This is a genomic window from Nocardia sp. GTS18, assembly GCF_013839555.1.
GTDB lineage: Bacteria > Actinomycetota > Actinomycetes > Mycobacteriales > Mycobacteriaceae > Nocardia > Nocardia rosealba.
Genome location: NZ_JACBIU010000024.1, coordinates 1 through 15,058, shown reverse-complemented (window position 1 = coordinate 15,058; position 15,058 = coordinate 1). Strand labels below are relative to the sequence as shown.

10 protein-coding genes, 1 rRNA gene and 1 pseudogene are annotated in these 15,058 nt (G+C 64.6%); 6 read left to right on the top strand and 6 right to left on the bottom strand.

Going from position 1 to position 15,058, the window contains the following annotated elements; translation table 11 throughout:
• The first annotated feature begins 146 nt into the window (after positions 1-146).
• The gene (locus tag HYG95_RS18260; protein WP_181699316.1) at positions 147-1,943 is read left to right on the top strand and encodes a DEAD/DEAH box helicase family protein; all 1,797 of its coding nucleotides are present in this window, start codon (positions 147-149) and stop codon (positions 1,941-1,943) included.
• Positions 1,944-1,950: 7 nt separating this feature from the next.
• Here the strand turns inward: HYG95_RS18260 and HYG95_RS18255 are convergent, their stop codons facing one another.
• A complete protein-coding gene (locus HYG95_RS18255) occupies positions 1,951-7,077 on the bottom strand; it encodes an AAA domain-containing protein (protein ID WP_181699314.1) in 5,127 nt (1,708 codons plus the stop codon).
• Positions 7,078-7,496: 419 nt separating this feature from the next.
• On the opposite strand from HYG95_RS18255, the gene HYG95_RS18250 reads away from it, so the two are divergent.
• On the top strand, positions 7,497-8,174 hold the full coding sequence (locus tag HYG95_RS18250; RefSeq protein ID WP_181699312.1) for a phosphoribosylanthranilate isomerase: 678 nt from the start codon (positions 7,497-7,499) through the stop codon (positions 8,172-8,174).
• Here the strand turns inward: HYG95_RS18250 and HYG95_RS18245 are convergent.
• Positions 8,155-9,030, bottom strand: coding sequence for a DMT family transporter (locus HYG95_RS18245; RefSeq protein ID WP_181699311.1), 876 nt, complete (start codon positions 9,028-9,030; stop codon positions 8,155-8,157). The genes HYG95_RS18250 and HYG95_RS18245 overlap by 20 nt on opposite strands.
• Positions 9,027-10,358 (bottom strand): hypothetical protein, encoded by a 1,332-nt coding sequence (locus tag HYG95_RS18240; protein ID WP_181699309.1) that lies wholly within the window; start codon positions 10,356-10,358, stop codon positions 9,027-9,029. Before HYG95_RS18240 ends, HYG95_RS18245 begins: the two co-directional genes overlap by 4 nt.
• 213 nt (positions 10,359-10,571) lie before the next feature.
• Between HYG95_RS18240 and HYG95_RS24905 the strand changes: the two are divergent.
• Both HYG95_RS24905 and HYG95_RS24900 read left to right on the top strand, forming a co-directional pair.
• Positions 10,572-10,964: pseudogene (locus HYG95_RS24905) on the top strand (ADP-ribosylglycohydrolase family protein); the annotation flags it as partial.
• 88 nt (positions 10,965-11,052) lie between these two features.
• Positions 11,053-11,523: an ADP-ribosylglycohydrolase family protein gene (locus HYG95_RS24900; RefSeq protein ID WP_255495489.1), complete on the top strand. Its 471-nt coding sequence runs from the start codon at positions 11,053-11,055 to the stop codon at positions 11,521-11,523.
• Between the two features lie 51 nt (positions 11,524-11,574).
• Here HYG95_RS24900 and HYG95_RS18230 read toward each other — a convergent pair whose 3' ends face one another.
• A complete protein-coding gene (locus HYG95_RS18230; RefSeq protein WP_181699307.1) occupies positions 11,575-12,453 on the bottom strand; it encodes an ATP-grasp domain-containing protein in 879 nt (292 codons plus the stop codon).
• Positions 12,454-12,495: 42 nt separating this feature from the next.
• Positions 12,496-13,179, bottom strand: a complete 684-nt coding sequence (gene gntA, locus HYG95_RS18225) for a guanitoxin biosynthesis heme-dependent pre-guanitoxin N-hydroxylase GntA (protein WP_181699305.1) — start codon at positions 13,177-13,179, stop codon at positions 12,496-12,498.
• Between the two features lie 323 nt (positions 13,180-13,502).
• On the opposite strand from gntA, the gene HYG95_RS18220 reads away from it, so the two are divergent.
• Together HYG95_RS18220 and HYG95_RS18215 are read left to right on the top strand one after the other, a co-directional pair.
• Positions 13,503-14,600, top strand: a complete 1,098-nt coding sequence (locus HYG95_RS18220) for a sialidase family protein (protein ID WP_181699304.1) — start codon at positions 13,503-13,505, stop codon at positions 14,598-14,600.
• A gap of 5 nt (positions 14,601-14,605) precedes the next feature.
• Complete coding sequence (locus tag HYG95_RS18215) at positions 14,606-14,878, top strand: MoaD/ThiS family protein (RefSeq protein ID WP_181699302.1); 273 nt, start codon at positions 14,606-14,608, stop codon at positions 14,876-14,878.
• A 60-nt stretch (positions 14,879-14,938) separates the two neighbouring features.
• Here HYG95_RS18215 and rrf read toward each other — a convergent pair.
• A 5S ribosomal RNA gene (gene rrf / locus HYG95_RS18210) occupies positions 14,939-15,055 on the bottom strand.
• Positions 15,056-15,058 lie beyond the last annotated feature (3 nt).

Here is a 15,058-nt window from a genome sequence, read left to right as displayed (position 1 = left end):
GTACCCACTTCAGATGCCCGGCAAACCCACAATCAACGCGCGCTTATCATCGCACCGATCGGAAGTTTCCGGGAGCAGACCGGACCTGTGTATTCGAGCCGCTACCCTCTTGGGCAAGGCCTCGTCCGGGCCTGGCGAGGAGGGGTGTGAGGGTGCTGCGCCCATGGCAACAGGCTGCCTACGACGAGTGGATACGCAAGGGCCGCAGTGGCATCGTCGAGGCTGTGACCGGTGCGGGCAAAACCGTACTCGGTGTTCGAGCCGCGATCGACGCTGTCGAGGCGGGCAGTCCGGTCGTCATCGTCGTCCCCGACGAGAACGTCCGTGATCGCTGGCTCGCGATCCTGGAAGAAGCGATGCCGTCGTGCCGAATCGGCAGCCTCGCGACTACCAGCCAGTCCTGGCAAGTTGCGGTGCTCACCGCCAATACTGTCGTGCGTCTGCGGACCGCAGGTCTGAGCCACCTTAGGGCCCTACTCGTCATCGATGATCTGCATCGATACGGCGCAGGCTTTTGGCCGACGGCGCTGGCGGAGCACTTTCCTTACCGGCTCGGTTTCACGGACACGCTGCCGCACAGTGGCCACATCGTCGATTCCGTGCTTCGCCCCTATTTCGGCTCGGTGATCGCGGGATGCGACTACGCGCGAGCTCGCACGGACGGGCATCTCGCGCCTGTGACAGTCGTGCACGTCGGTCTGGAGCTGACACCCAAGGAGCGTGCCCGCCTCAATCAGGCGCAAGCACTCATCGAACGCGAGACCGATACCCTGACCGGTAGCTACGGCGCACCGGAACGGTCCGAGGAGTTCCACGGATTCGTCGAGCAGCTCCGTCGAGGTCGCGGCTCCGCGGCCCATCATGCCAACCGCTACGTGCAGGCTCTCGGCGACCGCGCGACCCTGCTGGCGGAATGCCGAGCGAAGATGGATCTTGTCCGCTCGCTTCCGATCGGCGTGCTCAGTGAGACTCAGACAGTGATTTTCGCCGGACGGGCGGTGGCGGCGGGAACGGTGGCACAGGCCCTTGGCGCGAGCGGGATCACTGCAGCGATGTCGACTCCCTCGATGACGCCGGAACAGCGATCGGCCCTGGCCGCAGGCCTGCGGGATCGGTCGACGCGGGTATTCGTCGAACAACGCTCCCCCGACGAATCGGTTCTCGTGCCGCATGCGGAACTCGGGCTGTTCCTCGCCCGCAGCCATGATCGCGCCGAGATGATCCGCCGGTTGAGCCGCTTCGTGAAGCAGACCCCGGCTTCGCGTCCTTGCGTCGTTGTCATCGGATATGTCGTCGGCTCCATTGAGGACCCGGCCTCGGGCACCGACGGTTCTCTCACGTCGATCGTCCATCAGCTGGCCGACAACATCGTGCGAACGGATGTCGCGGGCTTGGCGCAGTTCCTGATCGAATGGGTTCGCCAGGTAGGTGGAGTCGCGGCCGAGAAGGATCCAGCCGAGACGGCATCGCCGTCCGCTGTCCACTCGGCTGCGCCCGACGACGCGTACACCGATGGTGTCGACGATGTCGAGCCGGCCGAGGACGTGGCGGTGGACGGCCCCGAATACATCGATCTGCTCGATCAACTGACCAAGCTCGACTTCGTCGCCATCGGCGACGAAGTCGGAGATCTGATCGGCGTCACCGATCCTCGAGAGCTGCTGGAACAAGTCCACGCTGCGGCCGACGCCGGGTTACTGACCTATCGTCCACTCGGCGAACCCACTGACGACCTCCTGCTGCTGTCGGCCGCCGTGGGCGGCACGACAGCGACGCGCGAGCAGGCCGCGACGGCGATTGCGCATTGGGCAGCTGAATCCGACGATCCGGTGAGCGACCTGCGCGCCGTGATGTCCCAGGTCGGTGCGCTCGCCGTACCGCCGCACCGGCTGATCCAAGTCGCCGCGTTCCTCCGCGGCCGGACACCCTCGGGACTGCTCTGAGCTCATCTCATCCGGCAGCCGCGGGCGTTGGACGCACACTCGACAGCACCAGGGCGAACATCGAGATGGCCCGATCGGTCAACTGCTGCTGGCCCAGATCGCTCGCGGCCCTTTGCATCAGCGCCCGTCGATCATCCCAACCGGTCGAATCGGCGCTGTCTGCCAGAATCTGTGCGAGTTCACGCGGTGGGATCTCCTCGATCGAACGAGCGCCCAGCGTCCGCCGTCTCGTTTCCGGCTGGGTGGGTGATCGGTAGGTGAACCACTGCGGCTGAGGCAGTTCCAGGAAATCGTCCACGATCAGGACGCCCCGTTGGACAGCTGCAAGCAGCGCACGATCCAACGCTGCGCTGCGATCCGACGCGTCGCCGTCCGACGTGTTGCGGAAAAACACCGAGCGTAGGCGCCCGGCGGTAACCGGACCTTCTACTTCGACGACGCGCAACAGGTCATCGACGATGGTATCGACCGGCGTGGCCGGGGACACCGGTGACACCAATCCACTGAAGGCCGAATAGTCCTGCGCACCAGCTGTTTCTACCTGTACCGAAGGTACGGATAGAGAATGCGGTGTATCGAATCGGACATCGGCATCGGCGGCGTCCCGTGGCGAGGTTTGCTCGGTCTCATCAGCCCGGTGACCGGGTTCCGGCTTGCTCCAATCGAAGTCGGCGAGCGGGTCTGCCACTGGAACCGACGGCGCCACTTCGGGTTCCACGATATTCTCGGCCGACACCGGCTTCAGACCGACTTCACGCAACAGTTCCCACAGCGGCGCTAGGCTCGCCTCCGGATCGGATACGAAGCGCGACTGCCGAATTCGGAAGAACGGCCAACCACACCGTTGCAGATCACGCTGCCAGGCCATCGACCGCTGATATTCGGACGGCCCCGCCCACTTGTCCCCATCGCACTGCACCGCGACCCGGATATTGCCGCCGATGATCACCATGTCGAGCGCATGCCCGCCGACGTCGTATTGTGCGACCACTCGGTAGCCACGATCGACGATCCGGTTGAAGACATGTTGCTCGAACAACGAACGGAAAGGCGATACCGGTCTGTCCTCGGGGACCGGTTTCGATACCCCGCTGGTGACCTCGCGAGGCGCGGTCTCGATCGTGCGACAGTAGTCGAGCAATTGATAGCGCAGGTCGGCGGGATTCTTGAGCTGCTCGGCTGTAACCGAGTGGAACAACCACAGCTGATCGGCCGCACGCGACACCGCGACGTTGTATCGCTGGGTCGCCGATTCGTCGGCTCGGGCGACCAGTCTGGACTCCGGCCCCGCCGACTTCACCAACGACAGGAACATCACATCTCGTTCGGCACCCTGGAAGTCGGCCGCGTCGCCGCAGCGAAGTTTACGACGCGCGATTTCCTCAGGCGGAACCTTGACCAGCAGTTTCTTCCAAATCACTTCTGCCTGCGCGGTGCCGAGCAAGGAGATCACGCCGAAAGTCTTGCCGTCGTAGTGTGAATCGGCCAGGCACGCCAGGATGCGCGCGACGACCCGATCGGCTTCGACATCGTTGACGTTGCCGGGTGTGCTGACGCCGTCCGCGACGTACTCGGTCCGAATCGGAGGCAGCCGATCCGCGCCGTACAACCGCACCGGAACCAAACGCACATCGTCCTTTTCGTAGGCGATCTTGTTCGAGAAGCCGATGATCTCGGGCACGCAGCGACGATGTTCGAGCAAGGTGAGCCGCGACGGGAAGCGCATCGCGGCTTCGTCGAACAGGCTTCGCTTGGGGTCGGTCCATGTCGCCCGGTGCAGGTTGTCGGACAGATATTGCTCGCCGAGCCCGTTCACCGTGTCGATCCTGACGCCCACGCCCGACGGCGAGACCTGCCGGTTGTCGCCGATCACCACGATCCGCGGTGCGAGGTACTGCAAGAATACCGCCTCCACACCAGCCTGCGATGCCTCGTCGACAACAACGACGTCGAACATGTCCTGCTCGATATCGAGCTGCTCGACGACACGGTAGATCGGCATGATCCACACCGGTACCGCGGAACGGCATCGGGCGAGCGTCGCGCGAATCTCAGCGCGGCGGCGGTCCGCGTGAGCGCCCGTGCCTTTGCCGAGGCGACGGACCAGCTGGGCGTACTGACGTAGATCCACCCGGGTGTTCGCGGTGAGGCGGTCAGGTCCCACGGCATAGTCCCAGGCTTTGGTCACCGCGAGCTCGGATGCCTCGTTACGCAACGACGACTCGATGTCGTCGAGACGGCTGAACAACTCGTTGACGGTGTCGTCCTCGTGCGACGCCAACCATCGCCCCAACCCCGCCCACTCCCAGGCACTTTCGAGGTCAGCGAGGCGATCGTCCCACACCGGATCGGAGGCGGTCGCCGTGACCGCGTCCCGCAGGCGGGGCAACAACGCCATCCGGGCACCGGTCTCGTGCAGCTGAACAAATTTGCGCCGCAACATGTTCAGCTCACCGAGACGCTGATAGGCGCGGCGGTAGGCCTCGACATCGCCACGCTCTACCGCGATATACAGCTCCTGCAGATTGGCCGTCGCATGCGGCTGATAGCGCAGCGCGTTCAGCTTGGCGCATACCGTCTCGAAGAGATGCTGTACGGCCTGCCGCTCATCGATCGAAGTAACTGCGTCGAACGACGCGAAAATCGTCTTGCGTGCTTTCACGTCGGACCAGTCCGGTTCGGGGATGCCGAAGGTGCGCAATTGCCTGCCGGCCTCGGACAATTCGGAACCACAACTCAGTAACCGCTTCAGCTGTTCGGCATGTTCGCGATGCCAGGTGAGCCGGATCGTCGGGCTGCCGGTGACCGGTGTCGCTGAGGTCCCCACCCACACCTCGTCGAGCTGGCCGAGCAGTCGTTCGATCGCCTCGAAATGCAGGAATACACCGAGCTGCTCGGACGTGGTCGGGATACGCCCGTCCACCCGCACATGCTCGAACAGCGGTGCGGCGTCCTTGAGCACGCGGCTCTTACCAAGGGCGAAACCGATCTTCGGCATCCCATCCGCGCCGACCTTGAGCGGACCAGCGGCCTCGATATGTGCGCGAACGGCTTCGGCGAGCGCGACCAGTGCAGCGGTATCGCCGCCGGTCACTCGTACCTGCGATATTCCGACCTGGGCAACCAATTGCATCGCCGGTTGGGTGAGCCCCGCCAGCCGCATCGCCCGGTCCTGCCAGAGACCTGCGCGTCCACGACTGATGTCGGCCAACGCATCTCGGACCCAGGCGTCTGGACTCGTTGCGAGGTCGCCCAACTCCCGATCCAGCCGCTGCACCATCGCCTGCAGCTCCGAGCGCGTCGGAGGATTCAGTGCAACGATGCGTTCTATCCACTGAGGCGAGCCCTGTTCCGAGCAGGACCTCACTCGCGACTCGGCCTTCTGCAGACGTTCGGACCACAGCGCTATCTGGTCGAGGGGCGGGACATCATGAGTGGTGATCAGATCCGGTGCTTTCGCTTCGGGATCTTCGAGCGAGGAATCCAGCAGCAGAGAGCGCCACTGCGCCACTTCCGCCGCTGAGACAGGCAGAACGGTGCCGGGTTCGGCTGGGTCCAGGGTGCTGATCCAGTCGAATCGTTGCACTTCGGACCGATGGCGCGTGACCAGCTCGGTCAGCGTGCCTTCGTACGAACCACACTGGTGCTGTACGACCTCGGCTTCGCGCAACTGCAGCAGCTGCTTTCGGATATCCGTGCGGGCTGCGCACAGATCGGCAACGCGGGCTTGCGCGGCTTTCACCGTCGCCTGCGCACGGTGGGAATCGTGGCGGTCGGCCTCGTGAGCAATGCGCTCCATAGCGCGTTTCAGATCGTCGAAGTTGTCGCGCGAAGCACCTGCCACCGAGACACACAGGCCCTGCATCTCTTCGCGCAGCTTGCCGCGGACCTCCTCCAGCGCACGATCGGTGTGCGCGGTGACGAGCACACGTTTACCCTGCGCCAGCAGGTGGGTGATGAGTGCGGCGGCGGTATGGGTCTTGCCCGTTCCGGGCGGGCCCTGCACGATCGTGTGCGCATGCGAATCGACGTGCTCGAGGATCTGGAGCTGCACGCTGTTCAACGGCAGTGGCAAGAAGCAATCGTCACCGTCACGGACGATCGCACCGGTTTCCCCGGACTTGACCATGGTCGGCGAGTAGGCGGGGTCGACCAGGTTGCGGATTCCGCTCGGCACCGCTCGCTGATCCTGGATCCGATCGGAAATCGAGTCGAGAACCCTGGTCAGGCCTCGCTTACCGCGCGAACGCATGATCAGTGCAGGGGCATAGAAGCCGACGGGATCGCTGGTGGCATTCGCGGGCACATCCTCGTCCCGGTAGCTCGACGAAGGACCGAGACTGTGCAGCAGACGGCGCATCTGTCCGGCGATCGTCGCACGGTCGAACGGCTCCAGCCCGTCGTCGACGAGCTCACGTTCCGACGTTCGGAGGAGGCCGGGATCGGCGATCTCGGACGGGTCCAGGAATTCGGCGAGTTCCACCGTGACCCGTCCGTCACCGTCCACGCGTACCGTCAACCGACCCGAGTCGGTGTCGAAATCCAGCTTGACCGGCATGGTCAGCACATGGCGTCGGCACGTTCCGGATCCAGGCCTACGCCAGACCAGGCAGCCGAGTGCGAGGACCGCTTCCTTGGACTCCGCCGCGGCGTTCACGTCCGAGTACATCTGGTAGACCGCGCGGTATAGGCGAAGCGCGGCCTCCTCGATACGCGCGCCGGCCGCCCAATCCCGCCATCGAGCAAGCCATCGGCCGAACTCCTCGGAAACGTCCGGATACTCGTTCAAAAGCAGGGTCTGCGTGCCTGAGCTGTCCAGACGACGCTGAAGCAGCGACGGCTCGTCATCGGGGTCGTCCAGTCGACCCGGTGCCAACCAGCCGCGAACAGCAGCGTCGGGCGGCTCGACGGCCGCAGTCCGGTGCACCTTGTCCAGCAGGAGAAAGGGAGAGTCGGCACTGGTCGGGCTGAACCGTACCGACGGATGGTCCGGCAGTTGCCCGAGCCATTCGACTACGCCGAGGTCGGCGGCGTCCTGCACCCTTGTCACCCCGACGCCCTGCACACGAGCGAGGAACCTGAACAAACGCGCCGCGCGATCTACAAGATCTGCCTCTGCCACCACGCCCCGCACCAGTTCTCCTCGCCCTAACCATCAACCCTCGAAACGCTATCGTCTGGAAGCTGTTCAGCGCTACACCACGACGCCCCTCATCTGGACCTCCCGAGGACCTCTGAGACGACGGTCTGAGCTGCGGAATGATCCGCTTCATCGAGAGGAGCCGAGGCATCGGTGTCTGAGCCCTGATCGACTGGTCGATTTGCTGCGTCCGGAGACTCCAGGCGACGAACCACCGGACGGCCTGCCATTGGCGTGCACTCGTTCTCGCGGGGATAGCGGCCATCCCGACAGGGCAGTGAACGGCGCTGACAGCCGCACTTGTAAGTCGACGACCTCGATCGAATCAGCACCGGCGGACAGTGTCGAACAGCATCTGCAATTTGGACGTCCCAGGTGGCTGGATACCCTGTGACCTCACTAGGCTGGGCGTCATGACAGAGCCCGTTCAGGTGAAGATCTGTGGCATCAGGTCAGCAGGCGACCTGCGCCGGGCTCTACGTGCGCGGCCAGATGCTGTGGGGTTCATCTGCGGTCTTACTCATTTCAGCGAGGATGAGCTCAGTGCTGTGGAAGCGCGCGAGCTGTCCGCACTGGCCCGCGAGCTCGCAGCGTCGGTGAAACGCGTGTTGGTCACCCACCTGACGGAGGCCGACGAGATTCTGGCGCTCGCCGACAGCATCGACGTGGATGCCATTCAGGTTCACGGCCTGGTGAGCCCTGAGAATCTCGAGAAAGTGTATGCACGCAGGGATACACGGGAGATCATTCGTGCGGTGCACGTCCTTGACGAAAGCGTGTTCTCCGACGTCGAGGACATAGTCGATCACTGCGACGTGATCCTGCTCGATTCGCGCACCTCGGAGCGACTCGGTGGGACGGGACAGACGCATGATTGGCGAATCAGCAAGAAGATCGTCGAGTCACAGAAGGATCGGGGCAAGCGCGTGGTCCTGGCCGGCGGGCTGACGCCGGACAATGTTCGTGCGGCGATCGATTCTGTGAAGCCTTTCGGTGTCGACGTCAATTCAGGTGTCGACGACGCCGAGGGAGACAAATCAGAGGCGGAGTGCGCTGCTTTCGTCGAAAGGGTCAGGGCGGCGTCTGTCTAGATTTGTCGTCCAGCACAACCGCGCCCAGGACGAGCAGCCCGCCGATCACCGCGCCCGTCGTGATCGGTGTATCCGTGAAAATCGCACTCACCACCGCGGCGAACACTGCCTCGTTGAGTCCGATGATGCTGGCCTTCGTCGCGTCGAGTCCGCGTAGACCGCGCCAATACAGCACAAAACCGGGGGCGAGTAGTAGCGCACCGACGAGCACGAGCGCACCGGCGGTACGTGGGTCGGGTGGGTCGGTGAATATCAGTGCGGCGCCGAGGATTCCGGCCACGACCAGCTGCCAGCCGGCCGACGCGATCGTCGGCCGCTGCGCCGACTCGCGAGCGATCAGGCTGACCAGCATCGCGACACACACCGCGCTGCCGACCGCCAAGATACAACCCAATAGTGCTCTGTCCGTGCGGATCTCACTCGAGCTACCTGGCACCGCAACGGCTACTGCGGCACCGACCAGGAGAAATTCGATCGCAACCAACGATGTCAGCCGCCGTCGACCGCGAACGATATCGGCAGCGAGCAAGAGCAGTGGCGCGATCAGGTGTAGCGCAACGACTACGGGCAGCGGACCACATTTCAGCGCGGCGACGAACAGGATCAGGTTGGCCGCTTCGAGCGCGCCGAGTCGCATATACAACCCGGGCGACTCCCGCAGGATCCGCAGCGGATCTTGACGACGAACTCCCGCGATGAGCAGCAGCGTCGCACCGCCACCTGCGGCGACCAGCGCCGAGGAGGTCAGGGCACCTTCAACAGCTGCCAACGCCGCGCTCGACGCGCCCCACACCAGCGTCGCCGCGAGCATGATCCACGGCGACGCTCGGGTGTAGGACGACCGGGCTACGGTCAAATCGCATAGGTCACGATGGGCAGCACTACAGCAGTGAACCCTCCGAAGACAGCCGCCGCAACCACGCGCGACGACGAACTGGGAAACCGGCTGGTGAGCCAGGTGAGGGTGCCGAACGCGATCACGGTTGTCCCCCAGATCACGAGCGCCCTCGCCGCCAGCTTTACCGGCCAGTCCGGATTCTCGTACCTCGCGTTCAACTCCGCACCGTGGGCCACAATGGTCAACCCCGCTGTCAGCGCCAACAGGAACACCGCGAAGCCGGCAAAGCTGTTCATGATCAGCCGCTGCCGTCCCAATTTCGCCAGCACCTGACCGTCGCTGTGGTGCGCGCCGTCGGCTCGGCAGATCAGGTCGAAAATCTTTCCAGGATTGGCTGTTTCGCCGACGGCCGCCCGGGCGTGCACCATCGCCTCGACGGCTGATGTCGTCGAGTACGCGGTGACGAAACCTTCACTCGAAGTCCTGAACCCACCACGACTCGGGAGCCGCACCGAGGTCTCCTGCAGCTCGAACAGCGAGGTGAGTGCGGCGCGAACCGCCGGATGGAAGATCAGCTTGCCGTCCGCGACGAGGAGGGCGCCCACTGCCGAGTGCAGGCCGAGATGACGCCACGTGTGCGCGATGTCGCCACGCAGAAAGTACTCGTCCCCATTGCAATTCCCACCGTCGGCCAACGCGTCGAGAATGCGTTCGATCGCCAGTTCCGACGCCCGTCGCGCCCGTTTGCCGCCGACCGACGCGAACTCCGGGCGCGCCAGTACCGTCACGATGTGCGCTGCGGTGTACAGGGGTTCGGCGCGGACGTCATCGGACAGCATCGTCAACGCCAGGAACGTCACCCCACGCAGTGTGGCCTTGGCGACCTCTTCGTTTGTCGCCGCATAAGGTGCGAGGGCGTGCATCGCGGCGGACGTCGCGGTGAGCGACACCGGACCGATCCACCCCGACATCCGATACCCGCCAGATTCCGCGTCCTGCTCCTCGATCAGCCGCCGAATGCATTCGGCCACATCAGGATCCGTGTCCGGCACGCCGAGACAATGTATCGCCCGCAACTGCCACGCGATGTCGATCGGCCCGGTGAATTCACCCGCACCCGCTGTCGGCGGCACGATCCGTTGCCTGCGCACCAGGTGCAGCACCTCGTCGGCACGTGGCACCGGGATCCCCGCCGCGGTCAGTGCGCACACCACTTCGGCGGTGTTCTGCGGATTCGGCGGTACGTCGTGAATCCAGCCCCACCCGGCCCCACCCGCCCCATCGGAGAATTGGTAACGCTCGAACCATTCGACCGCCAGTCTCATCCGCTCATCGAGATTGGACATGTCTTCCCCTTACAGATCTGCTCCGAAGCCACTTCGCCCCAGGTCCTTTCACTTATACAGACGCAAAACAGACCGCTTCCGGATCGGTCGAGTAGGACGGAGACCCGTACCGACGACAGCTCGGTGGAAACGAAGCTCTCTGACTCGCCCCGGATGGTCGCCCTGTTCGACCCCATCGGCAACCCGATCAACCCCTGATACGAGGATTGCGTGATGAGGTGGAGACGGCAGGCGAACTCTGACGCTGACCGCGTGGCACTGATGCTCGATTCGCTCGACGGGCTCTCGGTCGGCGATGCGCTGGGGGCGCAGTTCTTCATCATGGGGAGGTCGCTCTCTGATCTTCGGTCGGGTAGGCCGCCGAGGGGGCCGTGGGATTGGACAGATGACACCGAGATGGCTTGCGGTCTGGTCGCCGAACTACGCCGCCACGAGCACATCGACCAGGATCGCCTGGCCATCGAGTTCGCGCGCCGATTCTCTCCGGAACGCGACTACGGGCATGCGACGGTCACGACGCTTCGCCGTATCCGCGACGGTGCGCGCTGGCGAGAAACAGCCGCAGCCACGTTCGAAGGTCAGGGGTCCTGCGGCAACGGCGCGGCTATGCGGGTCCCCCCGCTGGGCGCCTACTACTGGGATGATCCGCAACGGGCTGTCACGCGAAGCAGTCCGGTCGGCACAGGTGACTCACATGCACCCAGACGGAGTGCTCGGCGCGGTCGCCGTGGCCGTTGCGGCGGGGCAGGCCGCTCATGCCCGCCGCACCCGAATTCGGCCCACTGCAACAGAATTCCTCACCATCGTCCTGGAGCATCTCGAACCGGGCGAGACGACACGAGGTGTCTACCGCGCTCGTGACCTGCTCGGCGCGACCGTCGCGGAAGCCGCACACGAACTGGGCAACGGGTCTCGGGTGAAGGCGCAGGACACGGTGCCCTTCACCTTGTGGTCCGCCGCAACATATTTGGACGACTACCCGGCAGCTGTCGCCGCTTGCATCGAAGCGGACGGCGATATCGACACGACCTGCGCCATTACCGGAGGAATCGTCGCCGCGTATACCGGAACCGGTACCGTGAACGGAGTACCCTCGGCGTGGCTCGCTGCCCGCGAACCGTTGCCTTCCTGGCTCACCTCGATCAACTCGGCGCGCCGCATGTGAACGTCGACGGGGTCAAGCGGTCTGGGCGGGAGTTGAAACGGACGGATCGTGTCACCGGTTGGCGAGCGGACCGATCAGCACGGCGGGGTCGACGGTTGCGGGTAGGTCGCTGACCTGGGCATCGCCTACTTCGATCACCCGCCACACCCCGTCGACGCGACGGGCAACGTCGGTGGTGATGAAGCGGCGCCCGAAGCGGGAGACGGTCGGCGCTATTGCGGTCAGGTCCGGTTCGACGTGGACTGTCGGGTTGTCGGGGTGCGGGCCGATGATGATGGGTTCTCCGTCGAGCCACCAGACTCGGGACTCCGAGGCGGGGCTGCCCGCCGTGTCTGAGAAGTCTTCGAACTCGCGCACCACGAGTCCACCTGCCAAGAACTCTCCCTGCAGTTCGACGAATTTTTCGACGACCCGTCTAAGGTTCTCGGAATCCCGCAGGTCGGGAATGAAGCAGGCGGTGTCCCACTCGTGCTTGCGTGACTTCACGTAGTCCTTGACGATCCCCGCACCGTCCCTGAGCGGCGCGACCAACTGTGCGAGTGCCGATTCATCGGGGATCTTGCCGGGTCCTGTCGCCGACCAGACAGATCGCGGCGTCAGCTCCTCGAACGAGGGATACCAACCCGGCAGTTCGTGGGCTGAGGCGTACTGGTCCGGTGAGACGGCCAGGCTGCAGCCGCGGGATGAAAGCGCTTGGGCCAGTTCGCGATATCGCTGCGTGGGAATCATCCAGCCGCGATACCACAGCTCTCCGCTGTCGGGGACCACACGGCGGGCAGCAGCATCGATGTCCCCGGTCAGCAGCGCGTCGTGGTCCAGCAGCGCGACAGCTGCACCCGCGGCTCGTGCGCTCTCGGCCTGCTCGGCGAAGTGGTCGTCGACCTTTCGCGGGTTCAGCGGGTCGCAGCAGAACAGCAGGGAGGCGGGCACCCTCGCACAATAGTCGGCGAGGTAATCGCGCAGTCAGGCATTTCAGGCAGGCTGAGCCTCCGCGCCTTCCAGCGCCGGACGAGCGCTGAACGGGCATTGCCAGTCGACGGGTTTGGGGCGGCCGGAGTAGCGGCGGGCTTCGGAGAGGGTTTCGTACTCCACCAGGTTCGGGTTGATGTCGCCCTGGAGCATGATGTCTTGTTTGCGGATCTTGTCGGCCAGGCGGTCCCACATGCCGTCGGCTTTGATGCGGGCGAACTGGTCGTGTGAGTTGAAGGCCAGCATGGGGAAGGGTGGGCGGCGGCCGAGGCGGCGGTGGGTTTCGTGGAGGCCGATGACGAAGAATTTGTGGCCGGCGACGCTGTATTTGAATTCTTCGGATTGGGGGTCGGAGGAGCAGCCGTCTGCCCAGGCGAAGCGTTGCGCGTCGGCCTCGTGGAGGAGCTGCAGGTGCTGCCACAGGAGTTCTTCGAAGCGGAGTTCGTCGACGCCGCGGGGCTGTTCGAAGGTGGCGATGAAGCTGGTGAACTTTCGTGAGCTCCAGTCCGCGGCGCCGACGAATTCGGCCAGGTCGGCGGCCATCAGGCGGGCGGATTCTTCGCCGCCGAGCACGTCGTAGTGGCAATGGGTAATTCCGCCCTGGCGCCAGGCGGAGCGACCCGCCAGACAGGCGAACCGGTCTCCGAGAAGGAAGTTCCCCACTTCGGCTCGCGCATCCGTCGTCAACCCCGGCGTTCCTTTCCGACCACATCTCTACCCGGGCCGGAGTGCGAGCCATTCGGCGAATGCAGCCACCTGGCCCATATTGCGAGGCTGATCCTGTCAGCCGACCAGCCGGTGCGCTAATCGATCGAATCGACACCGGCAATCATTCGCCCCGCTCGAGGGCACAATCGGACGGGCAAGCGTGTCGCGGATCACCTCCGGCGGCGTGGGTCGGCACACTCGCAGAGCAATTCGGACCGCTCGGCGCGATCCCTTCGGCTTGTCGGTGTCGAAGAGTAACGTCGAGATTCGTCAGCGTTGCGGTGACCACCTGGAGGTCTGCGATGGACGTGTTGCTCGGGATAGGGACTCGTAAGGGGCTGTTTCTGGCACGGAGCCGGGACGGGCGCAAGACCTGGGAGGTATCGCCGCCGCAGTTTCCGGTTGCCGATGTGAAGGCGTTGGCGATCGACACACGATCGGAGACGCCGCGAGTGCTGGCGGGGGTGTTGAACAGTCACTTCGGTCCAACGTTGGTGGTCAGCGACGATCTCGGGCAGACGTGGAGTGAGCCGGACGACGCGCCGCTGGCGTTTCCGGACGACACAGATGTTGCGCTGCAAGGGGTTTGGCAGATCAAGCCGGCGACCGAGGCGGAGCCGGATGTGGTGTATGCGGGAGTCGAGCCGTCTGCGTTGTTCCGTTCCGAGGACGGTGGGCGCAGTTTCGAGTTGGTCCGCGGACTCTGGGACCACCCGCATCGCACGCAGTGGCAGCCGGGAGGCGGCGGACTCGCACTGCACACGATCCTTCCGCACCCGGCGGACACCCGGCGAATGGCTGTCGCGATGTCGACCGGTGGGGTGTATCAGACCACCGACGGCGGGGAATCGTGGCGCCCCACGAACAAGGGGGTCACAGCGGACTTCATGCCGGGCGAGTTACCGGAATGGGGGCAGTGCGTGCACAAGGTGGCGCTCGACGCCGCGGATCCCGACACGATGTATTTGCAGAACCACGGCGGAGTGTTCCGTAGTACCGATGCCGGGGAGCGCTGGCAGGCGATCGATGATGCATTGCCGCCGTCGAACTTCGGGTTTCCGATCGTCGCGCACCCGCGGCGGCCCGGAGTTATCTACACGTTCCCGCTGGTCGCGGACATGGATCGCTTTCGATTTCCGCCCGATGCGAAATGCGCCGTCTACCGCAGCGAGGACGGTGGGCAGACCTGGTCGGCGCTCAGCGATGGGCTGCCGGAGGTGCCGTTCTGGGCCGCGGTGATGCGTGATGCCATGTGCGCCGACGATGCCGAGCCGACCGGCATCTATTTCGGCACCCGCAACGGCGAGGTGTACTGCAGTGCGGACGAAGGCGACCACTGGCAGCTGGTGGCCGACAAGCTCCCGGACGTGCTCTGTGTGCGCGCCGCAGTGATCGGATAAGGGCCGTGGCGCGCGTCTGTTTGCCGTCGGTGCTTCGTACATACGTCGACGGCGCAAGGGAACTCGACATCGACGGGGCTGATCTGCGCCAGGTGCTCGATGCGCTGCGTGAGCAGTATCCGGGGCTGGAACGACGCCTGCGGGATGAACGGGGAGTATTGCGCCGGTATGTGAACTTCTATGTCGACGGTGACGAATGCCGGACTCTCGACGGTCAGGAAACTGCGGTCGAGAAAGGGACCGAGGTGATGATTATTCCGGCCGTTGCCGGCGGCTGAATCTGGTCCAGAAACGACGAAAGCCCCCTGACCGTAGTCAGAGGGCTTTCGTGAATGATTGTCCGGCGGTGTCCTACTCTCCCACACCCTGTCGAGTGCAGTACCATCGGCGCAGGTGGCCTTAGCTTCCGGGTTCGGAATGGGACCGGGCGTTTCCCCACCGCTATAACCGCCGTAACA